Source organism: Lelliottia sp. GFLA7 (assembly GCF_056490165.1).
Genome location: NZ_JBWLAQ010000002.1, coordinates 493,824 through 518,234 on the forward strand (window position 1 = coordinate 493,824; position 24,411 = coordinate 518,234).

Annotated in this window: 20 protein-coding genes and 1 pseudogene; all 21 read right to left on the bottom strand. The window is 42.0% G+C overall.

What is annotated here, in order from left to right; all coding sequences use genetic code 11:
- Positions 1-48: 48 nt before the first annotated feature.
- Positions 49-1,215, bottom strand: coding sequence for a UDP-glucose 6-dehydrogenase (ugd, locus tag AC07RN_RS07935; protein WP_478336052.1), 1,167 nt, complete (start codon positions 1,213-1,215; stop codon positions 49-51).
- A 315-nt stretch (positions 1,216-1,530) separates the two neighbouring features.
- Entirely contained in the window at positions 1,531-2,409 is an 879-nt protein-coding gene (rfbA, locus tag AC07RN_RS07940) for a glucose-1-phosphate thymidylyltransferase RfbA (protein WP_478336053.1), read from the bottom strand.
- Complete coding sequence (gene rfbB / locus AC07RN_RS07945; protein WP_478336054.1) at positions 2,409-3,494, bottom strand: dTDP-glucose 4,6-dehydratase; 1,086 nt, start codon at positions 3,492-3,494, stop codon at positions 2,409-2,411. Before rfbB ends, rfbA begins: the two co-directional genes overlap by 1 nt.
- 100 nt (positions 3,495-3,594) lie before the next feature.
- Complete coding sequence (gene gndA, locus AC07RN_RS07950; protein ID WP_015959642.1) at positions 3,595-5,001, bottom strand: NADP-dependent phosphogluconate dehydrogenase; 1,407 nt, start codon at positions 4,999-5,001, stop codon at positions 3,595-3,597.
- Positions 5,002-5,182: 181 nt separating this feature from the next.
- Positions 5,183-6,607: a phosphomannomutase gene (locus AC07RN_RS07955; protein WP_478336055.1), complete on the bottom strand. Its 1,425-nt coding sequence runs from the start codon at positions 6,605-6,607 to the stop codon at positions 5,183-5,185.
- A gap of 4 nt (positions 6,608-6,611) precedes the next feature.
- Complete coding sequence (locus AC07RN_RS07960; RefSeq protein ID WP_478336056.1) at positions 6,612-7,358, bottom strand: glycosyltransferase family 2 protein; 747 nt, start codon at positions 7,356-7,358, stop codon at positions 6,612-6,614.
- Positions 7,358-8,764, bottom strand: a complete 1,407-nt coding sequence (locus tag AC07RN_RS07965; protein ID WP_478336057.1) for a mannose-1-phosphate guanylyltransferase/mannose-6-phosphate isomerase — start codon at positions 8,762-8,764, stop codon at positions 7,358-7,360. Before AC07RN_RS07965 ends, AC07RN_RS07960 begins: the two co-directional genes overlap by 1 nt.
- Before the next feature lie 5 nt (positions 8,765-8,769).
- The gene (locus tag AC07RN_RS07970; protein ID WP_478336058.1) at positions 8,770-9,231 is read right to left on the bottom strand and encodes a GDP-mannose mannosyl hydrolase; all 462 of its coding nucleotides are present in this window, start codon (positions 9,229-9,231) and stop codon (positions 8,770-8,772) included.
- A 2-nt stretch (positions 9,232-9,233) separates the two neighbouring features.
- Positions 9,234-10,199 carry a GDP-L-fucose synthase gene (fcl, locus tag AC07RN_RS07975; RefSeq protein ID WP_478336284.1) on the bottom strand — a complete coding sequence of 322 codons (966 nt, stop codon included), beginning with the start codon at positions 10,197-10,199 and terminating at the stop codon, positions 9,234-9,236.
- A gap of 4 nt (positions 10,200-10,203) precedes the next feature.
- Positions 10,204-11,328, bottom strand: coding sequence for a GDP-mannose 4,6-dehydratase (gene gmd, locus AC07RN_RS07980; RefSeq protein ID WP_478336059.1), 1,125 nt, complete (start codon positions 11,326-11,328; stop codon positions 10,204-10,206).
- Complete coding sequence (locus AC07RN_RS07985) at positions 11,318-12,595, bottom strand: glycosyltransferase (protein WP_478336060.1); 1,278 nt, start codon at positions 12,593-12,595, stop codon at positions 11,318-11,320. The genes gmd and AC07RN_RS07985 overlap by 11 nt, the downstream gene beginning before the upstream one ends.
- Positions 12,592-13,716, bottom strand: a complete 1,125-nt coding sequence (locus AC07RN_RS07990; protein ID WP_478336061.1) for a CDP-glycerol glycerophosphotransferase family protein — start codon at positions 13,714-13,716, stop codon at positions 12,592-12,594. The genes AC07RN_RS07985 and AC07RN_RS07990 overlap by 4 nt, the downstream gene beginning before the upstream one ends.
- Position 13,717: 1 nt before the next feature.
- Positions 13,718-14,872: an EpsG family protein gene (locus AC07RN_RS07995; RefSeq protein ID WP_478336062.1), complete on the bottom strand. Its 1,155-nt coding sequence runs from the start codon at positions 14,870-14,872 to the stop codon at positions 13,718-13,720.
- Between the two features lies 1 nt (position 14,873).
- Complete coding sequence (locus tag AC07RN_RS08000; RefSeq protein WP_478336063.1) at positions 14,874-16,028, bottom strand: glycosyltransferase; 1,155 nt, start codon at positions 16,026-16,028, stop codon at positions 14,874-14,876.
- Positions 16,010-16,930, bottom strand: coding sequence for an NAD-dependent epimerase/dehydratase family protein (locus tag AC07RN_RS08005; protein ID WP_478336064.1), 921 nt, complete (start codon positions 16,928-16,930; stop codon positions 16,010-16,012). Before AC07RN_RS08005 ends, AC07RN_RS08000 begins: the two co-directional genes overlap by 19 nt.
- 4 nt (positions 16,931-16,934) lie before the next feature.
- A pseudogene (locus AC07RN_RS08010) lies at positions 16,935-17,111 on the bottom strand (DapH/DapD/GlmU-related protein); the annotation flags it as partial.
- Between the two features lie 428 nt (positions 17,112-17,539).
- Positions 17,540-18,931 carry a lipopolysaccharide biosynthesis protein gene (locus AC07RN_RS08015; RefSeq protein ID WP_478336065.1) on the bottom strand — a complete coding sequence of 464 codons (1,392 nt, stop codon included), beginning with the start codon at positions 18,929-18,931 and terminating at the stop codon, positions 17,540-17,542.
- A 453-nt stretch (positions 18,932-19,384) separates the two neighbouring features.
- On the bottom strand, positions 19,385-20,281 hold the full coding sequence (gene galF, locus AC07RN_RS08020) for a GalU regulator GalF (protein WP_478336066.1): 897 nt from the start codon (positions 20,279-20,281) through the stop codon (positions 19,385-19,387).
- 176 nt (positions 20,282-20,457) lie between these two features.
- A complete protein-coding gene (gene wcaM / locus AC07RN_RS08025) occupies positions 20,458-21,849 on the bottom strand; it encodes a colanic acid biosynthesis protein WcaM (RefSeq protein ID WP_478336067.1) in 1,392 nt (463 codons plus the stop codon).
- 12 nt (positions 21,850-21,861) lie between these two features.
- Positions 21,862-23,082, bottom strand: a complete 1,221-nt coding sequence (wcaL, locus tag AC07RN_RS08030) for a colanic acid biosynthesis glycosyltransferase WcaL (RefSeq protein WP_015959657.1) — start codon at positions 23,080-23,082, stop codon at positions 21,862-21,864.
- The gene (gene wcaK, locus AC07RN_RS08035) at positions 23,079-24,359 is read right to left on the bottom strand and encodes a colanic acid biosynthesis pyruvyl transferase WcaK (RefSeq protein WP_478336068.1); all 1,281 of its coding nucleotides are present in this window, start codon (positions 24,357-24,359) and stop codon (positions 23,079-23,081) included. The genes wcaL and wcaK overlap by 4 nt, the downstream gene beginning before the upstream one ends.
- Between the last annotated feature and the right edge of the window lie 52 nt (positions 24,360-24,411).

Genomic DNA, 24,411 nt, shown 5'->3' on the forward strand with positions numbered 1-24,411 from the left:
AACAAAAAGCCCGGCAATGCCGGGCTTTTTTACGCGCTAAAAAACGACTTAATCGCTTCCGAAAAGATCGCGTGTATACACTTTATCCGCGACGTCTGCTAATTCTTCCGCCATACGGTTAGAAATAATAACATCGGCTTCTTTTTTGAAGGCATCCAGATCGCGAACGACGCGCGAATGGAAGAATTCATCTTCTTTCATTGCAGGTTCATAAATAATGACCTGAACGCCTTTCGCCTTAATACGCTTCATTATCCCTTGAATCGAAGAGGCACGGAAATTATCCGAGCCGCTCTTCATAATCAGGCGATAAACGCCGACCACTTTGGGCTGACGCGCCAGAATAGAATCAGAGATAAAATCCTTGCGCGTACGGTTTGCATCAACAATCGCTGAAATCAGATTGTTTGGCACCGCCTGATAGTTCGCCAGCAACTGTTTGGTATCTTTTGGCAGACAGTAACCACCATATCCGAAGGAAGGATTGTTGTAGTGATTGCCGATACGAGGATCCAGGCAAACACCTTCAATGATCTGTCGGGTATTTAACCCCAGACTTTCCGCATAGCTGTCCAGTTCGTTAAAGTACGCTACACGCATCGCCAGATAGGTATTAGCGAACAGCTTGATCGCCTCGGCTTCTGTCGGATCGGTGAAGAGTACATCAATGTTTTTCTTAATGGCCCCTTCCTGCAACAGTGCAGCAAAACGCTCAGCGCGCTCAGAACGTTCACCAATGACAATGCGTGATGGATGTAGATTGTCATACAACGCTTTGCCCTCACGCAGAAACTCGGGTGAGAAGATGACGTTATCGATGCCCAGCTTTTCTTTAATGGACTGGGTAAAGCCAACCGGAATAGTCGATTTGATGATCATCACGGCATACGGGTTAATTGCAGTCACATCTTTGATAACGGCTTCAACGCTGGATGTGTTGAAATAGTTTGTCTTTGCATCGTAATCAGTTGGCGTAGCGATAATCACATAATCTGCGCCGCGGTATGCGTCTTCTTTATCGGTCGTAGCGCGGAAATTCAGCGGCTTGTTCGCCAGATAATCCTCGATCTCTTTATCGACAATCGGGGAGATCTTTTGATTAAGCATATCCACTTTTGCCTGCACGATATCCAATGCGACCACTTCATGGTTCTGCGCAATCAAAATACCGTTTGAAAGACCGACATAGCCTGTACCGGAGATTGTAATTTTCATTCTTTCAACTTCTTCAAGTATGAGTGTCAAGAGGCAGTTTTGTACTACCACTGTTTGTAACTATTGGGGTTTTTACCGCTATTACTGATGGGTTGTCAAGAAAGGCACCCCCATATGCTTAATAGGGATACAGTGATTTATTCTAATAAAATCGACCAGCTGGAGGGATGATCGATATCTTACAAGGATAAACCACAAAAATTAGACACTAAAAACCACCCAGCACTAGACCTCATAGACCACGAAATCAGATAAATCCCCACCTTCGTTCGTGCATTCCGATACCAAGGGTTCATACGTTTTCAAGGAGGTAGTCTAATAGCCTTTGATCATTGTCAAAAGATACTGTCCGTAGCCCGTTTTTTTCAACGGCTCAGCCAGCTTCCTGATCTGCTCGGCATCGATAAAACCGCGACGATAGGCAATTTCTTCGGGGCATGAAACTTTCAACCCCTGACGTTCTTCAATGGTTGCAATAAAATTACTGGCCTCGATCATACTTTGATGCGTGCCCGTATCAAGCCATGCATATCCACGTCTCATCATCGCAACGGAAAGGCGACCTTGATTCATATAGATACGGTTAATGTCGGTAATCTCTAACTCACCTCGATCTGATGGCTTAAGGCTTTTTGCCATTTCAATAACATCATTGTCATAGAAATAAAGACCGGTAATCGCGTAATTACTTTTTGGTTCCTTAGGCTTTTCCTCAAGACCAATTGCCGATCCATTTTTATCGAATTCTACAACGCCGTAGCGTTCCGGGTCGCTAACATGATAGGCGAAGACCGTTGCTCCTTCCTTTTGATCAGATGCACTTTCAAGGAGCCTTGGTAAATCATGCCCATAAAAAATATTGTCGCCCAAAACTAATGCGCAGTTATCCTTTCCGATAAATTCTTCGCCCAGAATGAATGCTTGTGCCAGGCCATCCGGACTCGGTTGTATTTTGTACTGTAGACGCAAACCCCATTGGCTACCATCGCCCAGCAGTTGTTCAAAACGCGCAGTATCTTGAGGAGTACTGATGATCAGTATATCCCTAATCCCCGCTAGCATCAGCGTGGAGAGCGGGTAATAAATCATGGGCTTATCGTAGATGGGTAACAGTTGTTTGCTAACGGCCATCGTAACAGGATACAGACGTGTTCCCGAACCGCCAGCCAAAATAATACCTTTACGTGTGCTCATTATTTACGCTCCCCGTAATTCTGTTGAATCCAGTTTTGATAGCTACCACTTTTTATATTGGCAACCCACTCTTGGTTATCCAGATACCATTCAACTGTTTTACGAATCCCACTTTCAAAGGTTTCTTTTGGTTTCCATCCGAGTTCAGCGCTTATTTTTGACGCATCAATCGCATAGCGAAGGTCATGCCCCGGGCGGTCAGCGACATATATGATTTGTTCGCTATAAGATGTATTCTTCGGAACGATTTCATCCAGCAGATTGCAAATAGTGGAGACAACGTCCAGATTCTGCTTCTCGTTGTAACCGCCAATATTATAATTTTCACCTGGTTGGCCTTTTGTGACAACCAAATGTAAAGCGCGGGCGTGATCTTCCACGTAGAGCCAATCCCTAATTTGATTGCCCTTTCCATAAATCGGTAATGGTTTACCTTCAAGGGCATTTAAAATTACCAATGGAATAAGTTTTTCAGGGAAATGATAGGGGCCATAATTATTAGAGCAATTAGTAATAATAGTCGGCAAGCCATAGGTCCGGCGCCATGCCCTCACCAGATGGTCACTGGACGCTTTAGATGCTGAATAGGGACTACTAGGCGCATATGCCGTCTTTTCGGTGAAAAGTGGTAGTGCCGATAATTCTGGATGTTCATCTGGATGAGGTAAGTCACCGTAGACTTCATCAGTTGAAATGTGGTGAAAGCGGAATGCAGCGCATACACTTTCATCTAATGATGACCAATAATGACGGGCAGCTTCTAATAGCGTGTAAGTTCCGAGGATATTCGTTTCAATGAAAGCTGCTGGCCCGGAAATCGAACGATCCACATGGCTTTCTGCCGCCAAATGCATGACGGCATCAGGTTTATAAAGTGAAAAAATACGCTCCATGGCCGCTTGATCGCATATATCTGCATGCTCGAAAGTATAGCGTTCGCTATCACTTACTGTCTGCAAGGATTCAAGATTGCCCGCATAAGTCAATTTATCGACATTAATCACGCTATCCGAAGTGTTTTTAATTATATGGCGAATAACCGCTGAGCCGATAAAACCTGCGCCGCCTGTAACAAGTATTTTCACGCAATATATTCCGTTGGTAAAAGTAGATGTTTATCATTGGCAATGATAAAAAAAGCCCGATATACGCTACCGGGCTTGAAAGGATGCTAATAAAACGAAATTAATCCAGCCATTCGGTGTGGAACACACCTTCTTTATCAGTGCGTTTATACGTGTGCGCACCAAAGTAGTCACGCTGCGCCTGAATCAGGTTGGCAGGCAGCACGGCAGAACGGTAGCTGTCGTAATAGGCTACAGCCGCAGAGAACGTCGGAACAGGAATGCCGTTCTGAATTGCGTAAGCAACCACATCACGCAGCGCTTGCTGATAATCATCGGCAATCTTTTTGAAGTACGGAGCCAGCAACAAGTTGGCGATGTCCGCATTTTCAGCATAAGCATCGGTGATTTTCTGCAGGAACTGAGCGCGAATGATACAGCCCGCACGGAAGATCTTCGCGATCTCACCGTAGTTCAGATCCCAATTATTCTCGTCAGAGGCTGCGCGCAGCTGAGAGAAACCCTGAGCGTAAGAAACTAATTTGCCCAGATACAATGCGCGGCGGACTTTCTCGATAAATTCCGCTTTATCACCAGCAGGCTTAGCCTGCGGGCCAGACAGAACTTTAGATGCCGCGACACGCTGCTCTTTAAGAGAAGAGATGTAACGTGCAAACACAGATTCAGTAATCAGAGACAGTGGCTCACCCAGATCCAGAGAGCTCTGACTGGTCCATTTACCGGTGCCTTTGTTCGCTGCTTCATCCAGGATCACATCAACCAGATAGATACCGTCTTCGTCTTTCTTCGTGAAAATGTCTTTGGTAATGTCGATCAGATAGCTGCTCAGCTCGCCATTGTTCCACTCAGTAAACGTCTGCGCCAACTCTTCGTTAGACAGATTCAGGCCGCCTTTTAACAGCGCATAGGCTTCTGCAATCAGCTGCATGTCGCCGTATTCAATACCGTTGTGAACCATTTTAACGTAATGACCTGCACCGTCAGGACCAATGTAAGTCACGCACGGTTCGCCATCTTCCGCGACAGCAGCGATTTTCGTCAGGATTGGCGCAACTAATTCATATGCTTCTTTCTGACCGCCAGGCATGATGGATGGGCCCTTCAGAGCGCCCTCTTCACCACCGGACACACCTGTACCGATGAAGTTAAAGCCTTCAGCAGACAGTTCGCGATTACGACGGATAGTGTCGTGGAAGAAGGTGTTGCCGCCATCAATGATGATGTCGCCTTTATCCAGGTACGGTTTCAGGGAATCGATTGCAGCATCTGTACCCGCGCCCGCCTTCACCATTAACAGGATACGACGAGGCGTTTCCAGGGATTCAACAAATTCCTGCACCGTGTAAAATGGAACAAGTTTCTTGCCAGGATTTTCGGCGATGACTTCTTCAGTTTTATCGCGGGAGCGGTTGAAAACGGAGACGGTATAACCGCGGCTTTCGATGTTGAGCGCCAGGTTGCGCCCCATCACTGCCATACCGACAACGCCGATCTGTTGCTTGGACATTACATACTCCTGTCAGGTGTGGTCACCGCGACTTATGCGCGGCTTGAATGTATGTCTGATGTTAACTCAGGATGCATGGGGCTGTGTAGTCTAAGATGCCATTATCCAAAAGCAGCGTTTAATTAATCAACAACCTGTTAAACGCCTCATTATTGGCTTCGTTTTAGATGCACTGAAAAGTTTAGACTTTGATAATGGATATTTGACTCAAAATCTTTTCAACATAGTGTTTGGCGTGATGTTCATCTGCAGCTTCTGTGTAGCAACGTAGTTCCGGTGCGTTACCCGATGGACGAAGGTGAAAAACATCACCATTATCAAGGTTGAAACGAATACCATCAGTCTGATCGATGCTTATACAGGTTCTTGGCGTTAATCCAAGCTGCACGATAAAGTTTTCCGGTGATAGCAGTGCCGATGCGATAACGCTTTGGCTTCTGTCGGACGGGAAGTCTTTTAAACGGTCTGACCAGGTAAATCGCTGCGGCAGATTTGCAACTAGTGTTGAAATATCCCCCCCATTTGCCGCTACAAGAAGCATTAATGCCGGAAGCACAGCATCACGTGTTGGTAATGCCGACAGTTTTTTGCCATGTATAGTCAAATCACTGGCTAAAAGATATCCGCCATTTGCCTCAAAACCTGCAACACTTGGATGTAAGAGTTTCAGATCCTGAAACGCAGCAATCACATAAGGAGAGCCAATCTTGGTGCGCGTAATCGATTTGAAACATTCAGATAACTCAATCGCCGTATTGCAACTGACTGGAATAGCGAGTGCCTCAATATCTAATGCTATAGATGTTAAAAGACCAAGAATATCACCACGCAGCCAGTTGCCCTGTTCATCTGCTACGAGTGGACGATCACCGTCGCCATCCGTTGAAAAAATGGCATCCAGATTGTATTGACGAGACCATTCCTGGGCCAATAAACGATCCTCAGGACTAACGGCTTCAGTATCAATTGGCACAAATTCATCACTGCGGCCCAGTGAAATAACATCTGCACCTAATGCTTTAAATAAAGGGGCATATAAATCGCGGCCAGCACTCGAGTGCTCGTAGATACCAATTCTTTTACCACTTAATATATCTGCACGGAATAAATCGGTATATCGTGTCAGATAAGCGGTTGCGCCCTCTGGATTGATAACTAAGTCAGGGAATTCATGACAAGGGGAAAACTGAAATTCATTACTAATGATCGACAATTCATCGCTTTTTGATATCTCACCATCGGGACGATAGAACTTTAAGCCGTTTCGATCAAAAGGAATGTGGCTGCCTGTTACCATAATGCAGGGAATTTGTTTCTGCATAGAATAATGGGCTAACGCAGGTGTAGGTATAACACCGTGATACTCAACTTGTAATCCTTGCTGCTCAATTGCAACAGCACATGCTTGTGCAATAGCATAACTGCTTGGTCTATTATCTATAGCCAGAGCAACTGTGTTGAAATCACAATCCTTTCTTACAACATCTAAAAATGCATGAGCGAACGCAGCACAGACATCAGGCAAGAAATCAACAACTAAACCACGAGCGCCACTTGTTCCAAACGCAATATTGCTTTCACTGATAACTTTTTTTGCTGTCAACATAGTCTTATTTCTTAATAAATTGTGGAAGTTTTGACAGGTTTTTATAGGCGAGCGCTATAGGCCATATTATTCCATTATTTTTCATAACACGTATATCTTCTAAAGACTTACTTACCATCGAAGAAAATGAACGGTTACTAATCCCACCTACACGCATCTTGACTAGCACTTTAGGCAAATATGCCACAGCGACTTTGTTTTTTAAGATATAGCGTAAAAGTGAGTCATAATCAGCAGAAATATTATAGTTAAGTGAAAAGTGACCTAATTCGAGGTAACGAGAACGCTTCATATAAAATGATGGATGTGGGGGCATCCATCCTAATTGCATTTTTGTCCGACTAAATGCTCCACTTTTCCAAAGCCTGACACGTTTAGCGGTATCAGCTTGTGATACATATTCTAAATCGCCATAAACGGCATCGCATCCTTTCTCCTGGAAAGTATCGACGATATCGGCGATTGCATTGTCATAGGCCAGTAAGTCATCAGAGTGCAAAAAACCAATTACATCGCCTGTTGCCGTTTTAATGCCTTTATTCAGAGCATCGTATATACCCTTGTCAGGCTCAGATATGATTTTAGAAACACGGGTGCAATTATTTTGAACGACTAAAAGTGTATTATCTTTTGAGGCACCATCAATAATAATATATTCTATATCAGGATAAGTTTGGTTCTCAAGGGAGAGAAGCGTGTCATGAAGCGTCTTCTCACTGTTATATGTTGCTGTAATAATAGAAATTCGCATTAATAACCTACTCCGGAAGATGAGACCCTAACTACATCATCTTCTTCGAGATATATTCCAGATCTAACTTCAATTATCTCAAGTGGAATCTTGCCGGGATTTTCGATAGCATGGGGAACCCCTACAGGAATATACGTAGACTCATTTTCAGAAACTAAATATGTTTTATCTTCCAGATGAACCTTAGCTGTTCCCGAGACAACGACCCAATGTTCAGTACGATGATAATGAATTTGTTTTGCAGTCACCTGCCCCGGTAATACGATGACATGTTTAACCTGGTACCGCTGCCCTTCCGCGATAGTGTCATGACTTCCCCAAGGGCGGAAGATTTCTCGGTGCTGTAAATATTCCGATCTATTGCTATTTTTTAGCTGCGAAACAATATTTTTAACTTTCTGCACATGATCTTTGTGTGCAACGAGAACGGCATCTTTAGTTTCTACTACAACGAGATCTTTAACACCAACAGCACCTATTAGGCGATGCTGTGAATAAATATAGCTGTCCGTGGCATCTTCTAACAGGACATCACCGCGAGTAGCATTGCCTTGTTCATCTTTTTGACTTATTTCCCACAGCGCGGACCAGGATCCGACATCACTCCATTTAGCATCTAATGGAACGACAACAGCTTTTGCTGTTTTTTCCATCACTGCATAATCAATAGAATCATCAGGACATGTTTCAAATATTTCGCTATTTAAACGAATAAAATCAAGATCGTGTGTCGACAGGGATAAAGATTGCTCGCAAGTAGATAGAATATCAGGTCGATATCGTCTAAGTTCATCCAAAAAAGCCGAAGCTTTAAACATGAACATGCCGCTATTCCATAAATAGCCACCGTCCTGGAGATATTGCGTGGCAACGGATAATTCAGGCTTTTCGATGAATGCCTCCACCTCGTACCCATTACCGGTCAACTCTTCGCCAGCTTTGATATAACCGTATCCTGTTTCAGGGGCTGAAGGAACAATACCAAAGGTGACCAGTTTTCCTTCTTCAGCGAATACACTGGCGTCTTTTACAGCTTGTGTGAAACGATCTTCATCCTGGATCTCATGGTCCGCAGCCAGAACCAAAAGGAGGGGGTCCTCACCTGACATCATCGCTTTCAACGCAGCCAGAGCAACAGCCGGTGCTGTATTGCGCCCTACTGGTTCAAGCAAAATTCCGCTGTTCTTCAATCCTTCTTTACGCATTTGTTCTGCAACAATAAAACGATGAGCTTCATTGCAAATGACAAGTGCAGGACTATGTTCTAAATGTTCCAGACGTCGCAACGTTTCCTGAAGCATAGTCAACCGACTATTTAACGACAGGAACTGTTTTGGATAAAGCGTGCGTGAAAGCGGCCAAAGTCTGGTTCCAGAGCCACCGGCCATGACGACGGGGAGTAACATGTTTATTACCTTGATAAGAAATAGTTTTTGGTAAACTGATGTACCATAGGCTCGCTCAGTAATGATTCAACTTCGAACCATTGATAAGCACTATGCTGAGTTGGAGGCAGATCTAGACTTTCTGGATCAAGTAGCAGCGTATACCCATTAACTACATAGTGAGTTGAAAAGTTATCACCTGAAAAATTGTCGTCATAGAAATGTTCATACACACCACAGAATTTTGCATCAATCAGTTCTGCTTCAACCCCTAATTCTTCTTGAGATATACGTTTGAATGCATCCTCGAAAGATTCATCCTTGAAGATTCGACCACCCGGTACAAACCAAAAATCTTGCGCTGGCCGGTTTTGGCGTTGTCCTAACAACGCCCTACCTTCTTTGTCTAATACGATGAGATCTATCGAGATTAGCGGCGTATTTGCAACAATGGTTTTAAATAACGACGTTTCTAATCTCCTGTTCATAATCAACCTCGGAAGGAATCAATATTGGCAAGATACCATTTATAGGTTAATTCTAAGCCATCACGTAAATTATAATGATACTGCCATCCAAGTTTTTTAAGACGACTGACATCCATCAATTTACGAGGAGTTCCATCCGGTTTTGTTGAATCAAAAACAATTTCGCCCTGATAGCCAGTGACCGAAGCCATTGTTTCTGCCATTTCGCGGATAGAACAATCAACGCCTGTACCAACATTAATATGCGAAAGCATTGGATGAGTATTTTCATTGTACTTAGCTTGATCGAGTTCCATGACGTGTATAGATGCAGCGGCCATATCATCAACATATAAGAACTCTCTCATTGGAGTACCAGTACCCCAAACCACCACTTCCGGTGCTCCCGCTTCTTTAGCCTCATGGAAACGTCGCATCAAAGCGGGAATCACATGTGAATTTTGCGGGTGGAAATTATCGTTCATGCCATAGAGGTTTGTTGGCATCACGCTGCGATAGTCACGACCATATTGTCGGTTGTAAGACTCACAAAGCTTAATCCCAGCGATTTTGGCTATGGCATAGGGTTCATTTGTCGCTTCCAGAATTCCCGTCAACAACGCAGACTCTTCCATCGGCTGAGAAGCATGCTTTGGATAAATACAACTTGATCCCAGGAACAGTAGATTCTGAACACCAGAAACATGAGCAGAATGAATAATGTTACTTTCAATCATCAAATTTTGATAAATGAATTCTGCCGGATACGTGTTGTTAGCATGAATCCCCCCCACTTTTGCAGCAGCAAGATAGACTTGCTCAATATGCTCAGTCGCAAAAAAATCCTGCACTGCGTGCTGCGAAGTAAGATCAAGTTCTGAATGCGTGCGAAGAACGAGTTCAACATCTTCCCGGCTTGCCAACAAGCGACAAATAGCTGAACCGACCATCCCACGATGGCCAGCGACAAAAATTCTTTTTTTAGTCATAACATTAGCGTTCCAGCGATACTGCAACGTCGTATCCATGGCTCTTGAGAAGTACATGCTGCTTCGCTTTCTGAAGATCGCTCGCGACCATTTCAGCACACATTTCTTCTACTGTGATTTCCGGAACCCACCCCAACACTTGTTTAGCTTTTGCAGGGTCACCCAAGAGAGTTTCAACCTCAGCCGGGCGGAAATAGCGCGGATCGACACGGACAATCACATCTCCGACATTAACACCGATGGCACAGTCGTTTGTTTTGTTAGCCACAGTTCCAATTTCTTCAATACCTTCGCCAGAGAATTCAATTTCGATCCCAGCTTCTTTGGCAGACATACGAACAAATTCACGAACAGAGATCTGCTTTCCTGTAGCAATGACAAAATCTTCTGGTTGTTCTTGCTGAAGCATCATCCACTGCATGCGGACGTAATCTTTTGCATGCCCCCAGTCGCGTAGTGAGTCCATGTTGCCAAGATAAAGGCATTTCTCGATTCCTTGAGAAATATTCGCAATTGCCCGCGTAATTTTACGAGTTACAAAGGTCTCACCTCGACGAGGTGATTCATGATTAAACAAAATCCCATTACATGCATACATTCCATAAGATTCACGATAATTTACTGTGATCCAATATGCGTATAATTTCGCCACTGCGTAAGGCGAACGAGGATAAAATGGTGTAGTCTCCCGTTGAGGGATTTCCTGAACTAAGCCATAAAGTTCTGAGGTTGACGCCTGATAGAAACGCGTTTTTTTCTCAAGCCCACAAATACGAATTGCTTCAAGTAAGCGTAAAGTCCCCATAGCATCAACATCAGCTGTATATTCCGGAGATTCAAATGACACTGCTACGTGTGATTGCGCACCTAGGTTGTAGACTTCGTCAGGCTGGATTTCCTTAATCAGGCGAACCAAGTTTGATGTATCAGTCAGATCACCGTAGTGAAGGAAGAAATTAGGATTATGTTCATGGCGATCTTGATAGATATGATCAACACGCTCTGTATTCAAAGATGAAGCACGGCGCTTGATACCATGAACTTTATAACCTTTTTCAAGAAGAAATTCAGCCAGGTAGGAGCCATCTTGACCAGTCACACCTGTAATTAAAGCAATTTTATTGTTCATTTTTTACACCTTTAACATAATCTAGTAATTCCGAATATTTCTGTGCAATAACACTTTTACTGAATTTGTTTATAATATCTCGACGTCCATTTACTCCATACCCTTCACGCTCTTCATCACTTAAACACATAAAATATTCGACATTTCTGGTTAAGGAATCAACTGAAAACGGTTCAGCGAGAAGACCATTGTGCTGATGAGTAATTATATCTTTTAGCCCGGAATATTCAAACGCTATTACTGGCGTCTGGCACGATAGACTTTCAGCAGCAACTTGCCCAAAAGATTCAGCTCTTGAAGGAACAATCATGACGTCAATATAATTGTATACTGAAGCCATTTCCTTCACACTAGCCACAAACCCCATATTAATTACTCTACAACCTAACGACTCTACTCTTTTGTCTATTTCCTTTGCACCAAAAGTTAGAAGAGTAATATTTGAACGGTTATTTGACCTAGTTAATATATTGCGTAACGAATCAACAAGAAGATCAAACCCTTTCATTGGGTTCGAACTACCACTTACAGCACCAAAACCTATAATGAAAGAACCCTTTGGAACATTCAATAAATTGTATCGATTCGTGCGTATATTTTTTTGATAAGTAAACACATCTGTATCTATCGGATTAGGAAGGATATGTATATCTGAATGTTTCAACAAATAACTGTCTCGAGCTCTTTCCAATAACCATTCTGATGGAACTGATATTACAACTCGTTTGAGGTCTAGTTCCTTTTTCAATTTAAATATGGCGTTACCAATACAACCTTCATCAGCGTACCCCACCATAAAAGAATTAGAATTATATTCTGCATAATGTTCACTAGCGCAATAAAACCATTCATCATGAAGAGTAAGCAATATTTTTTTATTTGGATTTTTGAATAATTTATTTAAATCGCAAAGGGAAATTGTATCATTATTAATCCAATTTATATGAATTATCTCTTTATCTGTTGATTTAAGTTCAAGCTTACTCATTACATAGTTTGAGCTAAAAATATTTAATGAATATTTAACAACATGCTTCTTTCGTTCAAATATGGTAAAGAAACGGCTTAGCAACATTTTAAAATAATGATATGCAACTGATAGCCGAGATGCTTTATTAATATTGTTGTTTTTTTCCGTACCGAAAACGCTTATCAATTCAACTTCAAAGTCTGAAGATATATCTTTATCGAAGAGATAAAGAAAGTTTCTTGCTGCTTTAGCAGCGCCGCCCTTCAATATAGAATAAGAAACTATTTTTAATTTCATTTTTGTTTTTCACGAATTAAGGCGAGTATTCTTTCGCAGTTTTTATTGTCCCGGAATTTAAAGAAATCATTTGCCATTATTTTAGAATAACCAGCGTAACCATCGCAACTTTTTATAGTTAACTCAACAAGTTCTTGAGCTGTTCTACAATTATTAATTTCTTTGGCTACCCTTACATCATAGTACAACCCTTGTTGCTCAACATATCTTTCGATATCGAAGAGATAAAACAAAACTTTTCTATCATTATAAACGAAATCCCAAGTCACACTGGAATAATCTGTTATCAGTACATCAGCATTTCGTATAAAATCTGTTAAGTCATCATTTTCATTCAAAATTTTAATATTACTAAGCGGCAGACTATCCAATTCTAAATGCTTAATTTTATGATGAGGTTTGTAAAGGAGGGTAATACCATTATTTACTAAATATTCATTAAGCATATTATCCGATATAAAATCAAATATAGACCTGACATAATGACTTTGTTTAAGTTCATTTTTATCTAATGATTCCAACCAAGGCCGCCAAGTTGGAAAAAAAAGGATGGTCTTGATTTTTTTACCTGTACCTAAACTTATTTTATCAAACCTTGGATAGCCAGTGATATAAACCTTATTAATAGGTGCACCGCATAAAGCAACTTTTATGGTTTTTTCTTGTTCTGAAGAGGCACAATGAACATCGGCATCAATATTCGCATAATAATCCAGCGGGAGTTTTTTTAACCCTTCAAATCCATGATTTACATTTACCTTAAACCCACCTATAAATCTATGAATTCCTGGGGCAATGTCAGAGTTGCAGGTATCAAATATTAAATAGTCAGCGATAATACTTAACACATATGATTTTACTGTACCACGTTTGAGAATGTTAAAATTGAGATTATCAGCAATAAGTCGTAGATCTGTTGTTATGAAATATATTTCATTCGCGTCATTTGGCGTATTTTTTAAAATGTAATCATGAAAGACAGCAATGTTGTTTTCGTAAAGTCCATTTCCAGCACCGCACAACCATATTTTCTTCTTGGCTATTTTTTTTCGGAGTAGGAATAAAGGCATCACAAAAATAGAGATGCATATATTTAACACGTATAATATTTTTTTTGACATTTTAACCTTGAGGTACTTCATTTGCTTTATTTAAAATATAATCTCGACTTCTACCATATTCGTCATCTGTAAAAGAAAAAATGACATTGTAGTACGGAAAAAACACTGCTCTGTCATATTCATATCTAAAATTAAGACTCATTTTAATAGTGATAAGACAGACGATCAGTATAAAGCAAAGCCACTTAGGCCTGCAGTACTCTTTATAAAGGAAAATAATCCAGCACATCCACCCCGCCTGGAAGTAATAAACCATTCTCATTATTATTAGTTGTGTAAGGAAAGTGAAATATAAAGAAATGATGACCTGGCAAGCCATCACGTTTAGGAAAAACAGTTGTTTTTTGTCTTTGAAGTCACAATAGTAAATGCATACCAGATATAGAAAAATCAACATAATCGCCTGTGGATTGACCTGAGCGACCTTATTCATTGACAAATACAGCATCAATTTAAGTGCATATACGGACAGGAACCCATGATTGGCATAGTTTAAAAGAACGATAAAAAAATTATTTATAGAATCAGACAAAAAAATGAAAGGTAACGCCATAAGAACTATAAAATAATGAATTGTTTTTTTATTAACATATTTAATAAACGGTAAAAAAAACAATACAATCGCTGCACTTCGATGGAAACAGATTGCCAACAATATATAAAACAATGCTTTTTTATTACTTTCACTTAGTAATTGAGAGTAAGCATACAATATAATAGCAACGGCCATACCTTGTCTGATAGTGCTCAGTTCTAATCTTAAATATGATACTGAAATAAATAACAACATGAATAAGCCATAATTAATGGCTGTTCGAATGCAAAACTTATAAATGAAGATATTTACAATAAATGCATTTATAAAAACAAAAAAACCAAATCCTAAACCAGTCAAGCCCACGAGATACATATATACTAAATAAAGATATTCTATTCCATATCCATTATAATCTTCTACCCCTGAAAAACCAGCGCTCTGGATATTTTCATAAAAATCTTTATAACCATACCAATCCCAACCATTCGTATAAGTTAGTCCAGTAAAAAGAATTAGTGTTATTAGCAATACTAAAGAAGGTTTTTTATTGAGACTATTATTAATCGTTAACGTAAACGCAAGAATCGATATAATGAAAACAATAGGATATATTACCATACTAAAGTGTCTTTAAAATATTATAATAGGTCAAACCAAATTCTCTACGCTTAGCAATATAAGTTTGCACAGCTTTATGTGTTCGAAGTTGTTCCTTAGCTATGTCTTTTTCATCAATTATATTGTTCATGGCGGAAATCATACCATCGACATCATCACATTTAACGTATATTGAGTCGGGAGGGTTCTGCTCGTGGTGAACTGGAATATCAGACAATATTAATCTTTTACCGAGGTACTTTGCTTCTTCAACTGTTGTACTCCATCCTTCAAAACGCGAGGGATTTATAACCGCAATTGAACCCTTCATTAGATAATTTAATTCATCCCGTTCGATAAGTCCTAATAAGTTAAACTTTTTATGAACATCTTTTTGTAGCAAAGATTTAATAAAATCAATATGCCCCCCCCCCCTATAATCGTTCAAAGCTCCTGTAGCAACTACTTGCAAAGGTTTTTCACACGCTAATAGTGCTTTAATTACCAACTCATGATTCTTATGTTTCCAAAACTGATTAGGGAGAAAAAAATAATCTCCTATAATTCCAAATTTTTCTTTAACCTTTTCGATTTCTTTATTATCGCAATCATGAAGCCCTACAGTTAATTCCGGTACAAATTGAAGAACACAACCATCATTACTAGATTTTGTACCATAAAATTTATTAAAGTCATTTCTTGCATCGTAACTACTAAAAAGAACGCGACCTTCTCTAGCATTTGCTATTACTGCTTTCTCTCGTAACGTAATATCTTTTTTACTGAAGAATTCCGGGTAATACTTCTCCTGGAAATCAGGTTTCCACCACATGGTTTTACACTGGAATTTATCGTTATATTGAGTATGAGAAAGAATATCAATTTTTTCGTTCTTTAAAGCTTTATATAATGCTACGTTAACGCCTAGTAATCTATTGGATATTCGGCGTGTAAGTTTTCTTGTTAACAAATCAGGAATAATAACTTGCCGTACATTATTTAAGGCATCTGTATTAAAAACACCTTTTTTTTCGCAAAAAATAACTATTTCAATATCATTTTGCTCAACAAGAGAAAAGGCTGAAATAAGGCTTCTGAAATAATTTATTCCCCCCATCCAGTGCCGCTCTGTGAACAGAATCGGTAATCCAACTTTTATCATTTTTCTGCCTGCCATTTTTTAAACCAATCAACTGTTTGAGAGAGACCAGAGTCAAGTGATGTAATAAGAAATGGTCTAATGCACTCTTGTTCTGAATAGCTACTAACCAAATGCTTCGGATCGCCTTCCTTGCCGCCATCAACAAAAGAAGGTCTGACATTTGTGTTTGTGAGTTTATAAAGTTTATCAATTACTTGCTTGACTGGAACAGGTGTGCCTGCGCCAATATTCAAAGTGTCATACATAGTATCGTAATCTTCTACGTAATTACCCAAGATGTTTATAAAGTCATCAATATAAACCCAGTCTCTCAATTCATCACCGCTGCCAAAGAAATGATTTTCTTTGGCAGCTATTTTATTGAGCACATCCCATATAAGTTGTTTTTTTAGATTTGGTCCATATACTGAAAATGGTCTAATTATCTTTGCGTTAATCTTATAATGTTCACAATAGTAGTTTATATATTCTTCAGATATTTTTTTGTTAAGACCATATGGTGAAAGTGGTTTTAAAACACTATTAACACATGTGTTTTCGCTGGCATTCTCACCATATACCGCTGCACTCGAAATGAAAATAAGTCGAGTTGATTGCCATTCAGTTCTTAATTTTTCAAGTATAAGCAATAAGGGAGGAATGCTTTGAGAAAAATCAAATAAAGGATCTTGGATAGATTTTGCTACCGACGCTGAGCCGATAAGGAAATATATATAATCAGGTTGCTGTACTCCCAGAAGTGACTCTTTCGTTATTTCTGGAAATGGTGTTTTTAAGAGATACCCAATATCATTTGATAAACAATCCAAATTTCTACCAAAAGCATGTACCTTTGCATTTTTATTTAGGAAAAAATTGGTTAAATGAGAACCGATGAAACCACCAGCACCTAAAATCATTACTTGAGTGCCTTTCAAATTAATACCTCATTTCTAATGGAATCTCTTTCACTACTCTTGCAGGATTACCCGCAACAATGCTCCAAGCCGGCACATCTTTGGTCACCACTGCTTTCGCTGCAATAATAGCCCCATCTCCGACTGTAACGCCTTTTAAAATAGCAGCCTGAAAACCTATCCAAACATTGTCTCCAATGACAATTGGAGAGTTATTAACACTAGACCAGTCCTTATTCTCGATATCGTTGTTTAAATTTTGCGTATCTAAAATTTTATTTATATCTTTTTGTCTTTCTCTATAATCAATAGAATGTGAATCATGATCGTATATCATAACCCCAAACGACATAGTCACATTGCTTCCGATTTTAATACTGTTTATACTCATGATTTTTGTATCTTTATTGATGAACGTTTTCTCACCAATAACAACACTGCCAAGTCTACCTTCAAAGATAATTTCATTTTTGAGAATGCAATCTCTTCCAATAACAAGTTGCGCATTGCTATTTTTACAAAAGAAATGTACCCGAAAGCTTTTACTTAAAATCCCGGAAGAAAAATTAATGCGGGAATCATTTCTGATTTTCTTATAGGGATTGTAAAGTATTTTTGCAAGAAATGCTTTCATTGAAACCTTCCTTTTTTTAAGAAATTCTTTGCAATCAACAAAGTTGGCAAAAAGGTTATTAATGCAAATGGAATCAATGTTCCAATTAACACACCATTTAATCCAATGGTTTTGACTAGTATTATCTTCATTACTAGAGCGACTATCGCAGTTCCAACCGCGATAATCGCTTGAGACTTAATAAGATTCATACCATTTAGGAAACAACTAACAGTTAGTCCAACTGCTTCGAATATTTTCCACAGAACTAGCAAGTATGCCAATGAATAAATTGGATGAACCTTATCATTTAACCACAAATGGAATATCGAAGGTAAAAATAAAATTATTAGACCACTCAAGATTACTGATACAGTTAGAGCTGCGATGATACTTTTCATCCATGTTTTCTTAATCCAGTAAATGTCCTGCTTCACTCTGGCTGCAGAATATGCTGGCCATAGCGGTATTAAAACCATCCCCATCAAAATAGGGATAATGCTGAATAAGCGAATGTGAACACTATATTCAGTTACGGCTTGAGCTCCTAAGATTCCATTTAGAATAATGTTATCTGATGTATATGTTAAAGCCATGGAAATTTGTAAAGCAAAAAAGAACCCACCGGTTCTCAATAGAGATTTCATCTCTGAAAATCTTATGAATTGCAAATGAATATAATTTCTTCTACTTATAATGAATGAGAAATATAAAAAATTCAAGAATTGAAATAATGCTGGAACACCCGCTATAGCGAAGACCAACCATGCCATTTCAAATCTATAATGGATGAACCAAAATAGCACTCCAAGAGAAGTCAAGCTACCGATAATCTGCCAAACACTTGCTATAAAACCCATCTGGTGAGCTAACTGAATACGTTGTACTGCAGAGAAAACAACATTCAACCCAAAACAAAAAACAAACGCAAGCAAAGCATTCTTAACTGAATCATGATCAACATCTTTGCTTAAGTTTAAGAACTGACTCCAATCTACATAATTTGATATTATATAAAACAAAACATTTATAACAACAGCAATAAACGTGAGTAATATAAAAGCGTTCGTTATTATTTTCTGAGTCTGTGATGTATTATTTGTATTTATTGACTCAGATAACTTATTTATAATTCCATTACCTATGCCCATATCTGCAAATGTAAGCATTGCAATTAGCGAGCTTAACGTCATCCATACACCAAATAATTCATTACCAAGATAATTAAGCGTGGCTGGTATAGTTATAAAAAGGGAAACCATAGATATTATTTTTGCAATTAATGATGCAATCGCTGTCAAATAAATCCCGCGCCGTCTTAATATTTCATCTTTTTTTTCCTGTTCTAAACCCAGAGCTATGGGTTTGAATATACTTACTAAGTCATTAATCTTTTTTTTAATTTTCACATGCATATTATTTCCATTGCTACACAGCTGACATGGCGTAAAGTTATCCGTCGAGAAAAAACTTACAAACCTGACCTTGTAGGCTATCAAGAAGGGTAGTTAGGGCACGTTGAGTATTTTCATGCCTTATACCACTCATTTTAACCACGCTACCGCCCTTGGCTTTATAGCTACCAATGCACTAAAATTTAGCTAAATTGTGTCAATTTAACGCCTGTTATAAACAACAGCTTCTGTTTATAACGTTAACTACAGTCTTAGAATTGTCGTCTTAAACACATTCGGAAACAAGCAAAAATCTAAGCATTATTGCCTACAAAATCAGCAGGTAGGTAGGTACTTACTAATACAGTTCTTTAATGCAAAAAGCGGCAGTTCACATCATGAGTCGCTGAAATGTTCAGAATGTGAGAAGCCGCTTGGTTATAAATCACTCTCTACTGAGAGATTTGATCAATCGTTCATCAGCAAAGTCTCAATGCTCTTACGGAACTTCTGCCCTTCCTTCAGGTTACGCAGCCCGTAGTTCACGAACGCTTGCATATAACCCATTTTCTTACCGCAGTCGTAGCTGTCGCCGGTCATCAGCATGGCATCAACCGACTGTTTTTTAGCGAGTTGAGCAATTGCATCCGTAAGCTGCACACGACCCCAGGCACCCGGTTCGGTGTTTTCCAGCTCAGCCCAGATATCAGCGTTAAGAACATAACGGCCAACAGCCATCAGGTCGGAATCCAGCGTCTGCGGCTGATCGGGTTTTTCAATAAACTCAACGATACGGCTGACCTGGCCCTCTGAATCCAGCGGTTCTTTAGTCTGGATAACAGAGTACTCAGAAAGGTCACCTTTCATGCGTTTTGCCAGCACCTGACTACGGCCAGTCTCGTTAAATCGAGCCACCATCGCGGCCAAGTTGTAACGCAGCGGGTCAGCAGAAGCATTATCCAGAATGATATCCGGCAGTACGACGATGAATGGGTTGTCACCGACAACAGGACGAGCACAAAGAATAGAGTGTCCCAGACCCAACGGCTGCGCCTGGCGAACGTTCATGATGGTCACACCTGGCGGGCAGATTGACTGCACTTCGGCCAGAAGCTGACGCTTAACGCGCAGCTCAAGCAGCGCTTCAAGTTCGTAAGACGTATCAAAGTGGTTTTCGACCGCATTCTTAGAGGAATGAGTTACCAGAACGATTTCTTTGATCCCTGCAGCAACAATCTCGTCAACGATGTACTGAATCATCGGCTTGTCGACGATCGGTAGCATCTCTTTTGGAATCGCTTTTGTGGCTGGCAGCATATGCATGCCTAAGCCCGCTACCGGAATGACTGCTTTCAAATTAATCATTATTTCTTCCACCTTAAAATGGTTGCAGAATTATAGCTATTAAACCTGTTTTCGCCAGCAAGATTTGGTTCATATCTGGATGAATGTTACGCCTTCCAACCATAACTTACAGTAGCGGTTGTCCGAATAGCTCACATTTTTGCTACGGATTAATCGCAAAATCGCGAAAACGGTGATTATCTGCTCGGAAGCTTAAAATTCAGGCGCTCCACATTTACCACCTTCTGATCCACCCTATCGATATCCACCGAACTCTGCCCCTTCTCATTCACGGCTTTGATGTTTGCCAGCGACAGCAGAGTTTCGTCCTTGGCCATAAATTTGCCACGCACATCTTTGCGCAGATCAAAGTTCATCTTCAGCGCAGGGCCGATGGCGGCTTCCTGCATCACATTGATATTTCTCAAAAAGAGATGCTGGGGCTTGTTATGCAGTTCAAGCGTTGCACGTTTCATTTCCAAGTTGGTGATGGCAACAAACGACGTCGCATTGCCGGATGAGATTTGAATGCCGCGCAGTTTATAATCAAGCTGACTGTTATCGAGCCGAATGTCATTGAGTTTAAAGTTCTGGGGTATCGACAAATAGTCCCCTTTAATCACTCCGTAACCAATTAACATCCCTGCACTATTAACCATATCGATATCATCAATAATGAAATTATCACACCCGTAAATGGCCACCGTGGCGTTATCGATACCCGCCTTTTTACTGAAGTCAGGGGTGATATTTTTCGCTTTTACATTGCGGATAATAAAATGTTTGCCGTTTTCGACGTGAACGAGTTGGCGACAGTTGCTTCCCGTAATATTCGCGACGACGAAGTTTTTGACGGTTTGCTTCTCAGGGTAGTCATTGTCGTAGGTGCTTCCCGCCAGCCCGATTCCGATACCCCAGTTAATCTTGCCATTTGTACAGTTAATGTTGTCGATAATATGGTCAGAAATCAGAATGTTACGGTCGTTGATGGCCACGTTCCACTCAATGGCATCACCCTGCAGATGGCTGAAGCGACTGTTCGTTATGCGCGCGCCGTCCACCTGATTGTGAAAGCCCTGTCGCAAAATCGCATAGTTCGCCTGCGTAACGGTAATATTGTCGATCAGCAGATTGCGCATCACTCTGGGCTTTTTACCGCCAATGTAGATTTGCGTCACCGGCCCAAAGCCGCTCATCGCAAGCCCCTGGATAACGCAATCAGAGCCACGCACGTCCAGGGTGATATTTTCAGTGCGCCCTTTCCCTTCGCCGACCACTTTGCTGCCTTCCTGGAGGACGAAACACCCGCGGCCATTGCCGGTCAGCGCGCCGCGAATCAGCAGCGTTTTACCATCGGGAATAAAAATGCCGGTGTTAATATTTTCGCAGGTCAATCCGGCAGGAACGATAACGGTATCGCTCTCCGTGAAAGCCTGCTTAAAAGAGGCAATCCAGTCTTTGGGGTTATACTGGCTGATATTGACCGCCCCGCTGCCAGCAGCGCGCGCCACGCGAGAGTTAAGTAACGGCGTGGCGGCCAGCAGTGTGCAGGACGTAACAAAAGTGCGTCGGGTGAGTTTTTTCAGCATATTTCCTCGGCGTTAAAGCGTGTGTAACAGGCTCGCTAACTGACGATTGATTACCTGCTGATTGAATTCGGCTTCGACTTTCTGTCGCGCATTACGTAACACAGGGACCAACTCCTGCTGCTCGATATGGCTAAAGGCGGCCAGCCTGTCGGCTAGCGCAAGCGCGTTATTTTCAGGAACCAGCCAGCCGGAATGGCCCGGTTCGATGAGTTCCGGAATCCCGCTGTGTACGGTCGACACCACCGGAATACCTACCGCCATCGCCTCCATCAGCGCAACGGGGATACCTTCCATATCGCCATCCGCGCCGGTCACCGACGGAAGTAAAAACACGTCGGCATCATCGAGCATGGCTTTCACTTCGTGGCTGGGCTTAAAACCCGGCATCTCGACGTAGCCTTCAAGCTGATATTGTTCGATAAGCGTGCGCAAGCGTCGTTCCCACGGGCCAATTCCGAGAATGCGATAATGGAAATCCACGCCACGCGCTTTAAGCTGACGGCAGGCTTCAATGGCAACGTGTAGCCCTTTTTTCTCGGTCAGTCGCGCAACGGAGATAATTTGCAGTGGCTTGCCCGGTACCTTTACCGCGCGCTGCGTAAAGCGTTCCATGTCTACGCCCATCCGTGACACGGTAATTTTCTCGGCGGGACAGCCCATGTTTTTCAACCGACCGGCCCACAGATCGCTGATCGGCAGCATCATATCGCCGCGTCGGAACAGCTGCTGATATTCAGGCGTGTAATGGTTCAGCACTTCGCGGCTGGAAATATCAATTCCGTGGAAAATGGTGGCGATTTTGCCATCAATCACCCCAAGCTCACGGAGTTTCGCGGCGGTAACGCCCGCCGGACCGAAATGGGCGATAAAGACATCCGCGTGATACGGCTGGGCTGTCTGACCGCAAATCGACGACAGAATCAAATTGCGCGATTCAGAACCGTAACGGGAAATATTCAGCGCTTTCCAGGTCGACGCGCGGAAGGCTCCGCGCAGCGTCTGACTCGCACGGTAGCGCAGTTTCGCCAGTCGCCCCTGGGGTTCATGCTGCAACCAACGGGTTTTTGCCTCCAGACCATATTCCGTCCAGGCCGCATGCGTGTTTTGCGTATCGCCCTTTTGCAGGGCGACAATTTCCACGTCATATCCCATATCGATAAACGCGGTGATTTGGTTCAGCACAAACGTCTCAGACGACAGCGGAAATTTCAGTAAAAAGAAACCAACCTTCATTTCCCCTCCCCGATGCGGTCGATCACGGATTTCACCATCCCGATTCCGTTTTCACGTTCAGCTTTAACGGCTACCGCCAGACGTTCGTTGATCGCAGGGAGTTGCCCCAGCGTATCGCCCACCATCGCCCCTAGCGAGCCGTCAAGCAGATGGCGAATATCCACCGCCATCTCCGGCATCCCCAACTGCTGCATGATGCCCGCCGATTTGTGTTCGTAATTGATCGCAATGGCTGGCGTGCCAAAATTCATCGAAATAATGGCGGAGTGCAAACGCGTGCCGACGGTCAAATCGCAGGCGGAAAGGAGTTTGCCCATTTCCAAATCGTTAAGTTCATCCATCACAACGTGGTAGCGCGACGGATCGTTAACGAGATCGCGCAGATTCAACGCCACCATGCGGTCATCTTTGTTGTAACTGTCGATGCCCGTACAGGTCGACAGCGCCAGCACCTGATAGCCACTGTCGAGCACGCGATTCACCACTTCAGCGAACGCTTTCTCATACGCGGCCTGCGTCGTGCCCAGACGTTTATCAAACGGTGCCAGTTCACGCAGCGTAATGGCGACGGTTTTCTGCTGTCCGACCACATTCAGCCAGTGCTGAACCGCATAGCTCGGCTCGAAAGTCTGATCCTGGTGATCCACCAGCCAGGCGGTGTCCACGCCGTGCTCTACCTTTGAGGTGTCGATATCGCTGCGTTTCATGAGGTCAAGACTGACGGACTCCCGCAGAATCAGCGCATCGCAATGGCCAAACACATAATTTGCCAGCTGGTTGAACTGCGGATTCTGGAACGGCCCTACGCTGTGACCAATCATATACAGCGGCTTTTTCGCCATAAAAGTACACAACGCGTGCTCAAACTGCGGCACACCGTAGAGATCGACAAAGAACGACCCGCCGACCTGAATAATCGCGTCATAGCCTGATAGCAAACGGACAAAATCGGTAAAGCCCTGAGCGATAGCGATATTGCGCAGCTTGCCGGTATCGGTCACGCGTGAGAGCAACACCTGGTGCTGATAACGACGACGCAGCACTTTCTTCACGCGGCCCATCACACCTGCCGCGCTGTTATGCTGTTTCATCTGGCTGTAGAGCGGATCGCCCATCACTGGACGATTGAGTAACCACGATGAACTCACCGGATAGCGGCTCATCACATCGACTTCAGTCTCTGGCTCAAGAGTGTTAATGGCATCCAGCAACCCGCGTAAAATGGCGCTATCGCCACGGTTGCCACAAGTATGATTGCCAAGAATCAGTAATTTCATAATGACCTCTTAAAGGGGTTCTGGATTCATGGGGTGAGTGCTAGTGCCCTCA

Coding starts and splice junctions, on each gene's coding strand:
- AC07RN_RS07960 (WP_478336056.1), bottom strand. CDS start 7,358: ATGCGAATTTCTATTATTACAGCAACATATAACAGTGAGAAGACGCTT.
- AC07RN_RS07990 (WP_478336061.1), bottom strand. CDS start 13,716: ATGTCAAAAAAAATATTATACGTGTTAAATATATGCATCTCTATTTTT.
- AC07RN_RS07985 (WP_478336060.1), bottom strand. CDS start 12,595: ATGAAATTAAAAATAGTTTCTTATTCTATATTGAAGGGCGGCGCTGCT.
- rfbA (WP_478336053.1), bottom strand. CDS start 2,409: ATGAGCACACGTAAAGGTATTATTTTGGCTGGCGGTTCGGGAACACGT.
- AC07RN_RS08000 (WP_478336063.1), bottom strand. CDS start 16,028: ATGGCAGGCAGAAAAATGATAAAAGTTGGATTACCGATTCTGTTCACA.
- AC07RN_RS07955 (WP_478336055.1), bottom strand. CDS start 6,607: ATGTTGACAGCAAAAAAAGTTATCAGTGAAAGCAATATTGCGTTTGGA.
- wcaL (WP_015959657.1), bottom strand. CDS start 23,082: ATGAAGGTTGGTTTCTTTTTACTGAAATTTCCGCTGTCGTCTGAGACG.
- AC07RN_RS07995 (WP_478336062.1), bottom strand. CDS start 14,872: ATGGTAATATATCCTATTGTTTTCATTATATCGATTCTTGCGTTTACG.
- fcl (WP_478336284.1), bottom strand. CDS start 10,199: ATGACTAAAAAAAGAATTTTTGTCGCTGGCCATCGTGGGATGGTCGGT.
- gndA (WP_015959642.1), bottom strand. CDS start 5,001: ATGTCCAAGCAACAGATCGGCGTTGTCGGTATGGCAGTGATGGGGCGC.
- ugd (WP_478336052.1), bottom strand. CDS start 1,215: ATGAAAATTACAATCTCCGGTACAGGCTATGTCGGTCTTTCAAACGGT.
- AC07RN_RS07965 (WP_478336057.1), bottom strand. CDS start 8,764: ATGTTACTCCCCGTCGTCATGGCCGGTGGCTCTGGAACCAGACTTTGG.
- wcaM (WP_478336067.1), bottom strand. CDS start 21,849: ATGCTGAAAAAACTCACCCGACGCACTTTTGTTACGTCCTGCACACTG.
- wcaK (WP_478336068.1), bottom strand. CDS start 24,359: ATGAAATTACTGATTCTTGGCAATCATACTTGTGGCAACCGTGGCGAT.
- gmd (WP_478336059.1), bottom strand. CDS start 11,328: ATGAACAATAAAATTGCTTTAATTACAGGTGTGACTGGTCAAGATGGC.
- galF (WP_478336066.1), bottom strand. CDS start 20,281: ATGATTAATTTGAAAGCAGTCATTCCGGTAGCGGGCTTAGGCATGCAT.
- AC07RN_RS07970 (WP_478336058.1), bottom strand. CDS start 9,231: ATGAACAGGAGATTAGAAACGTCGTTATTTAAAACCATTGTTGCAAAT.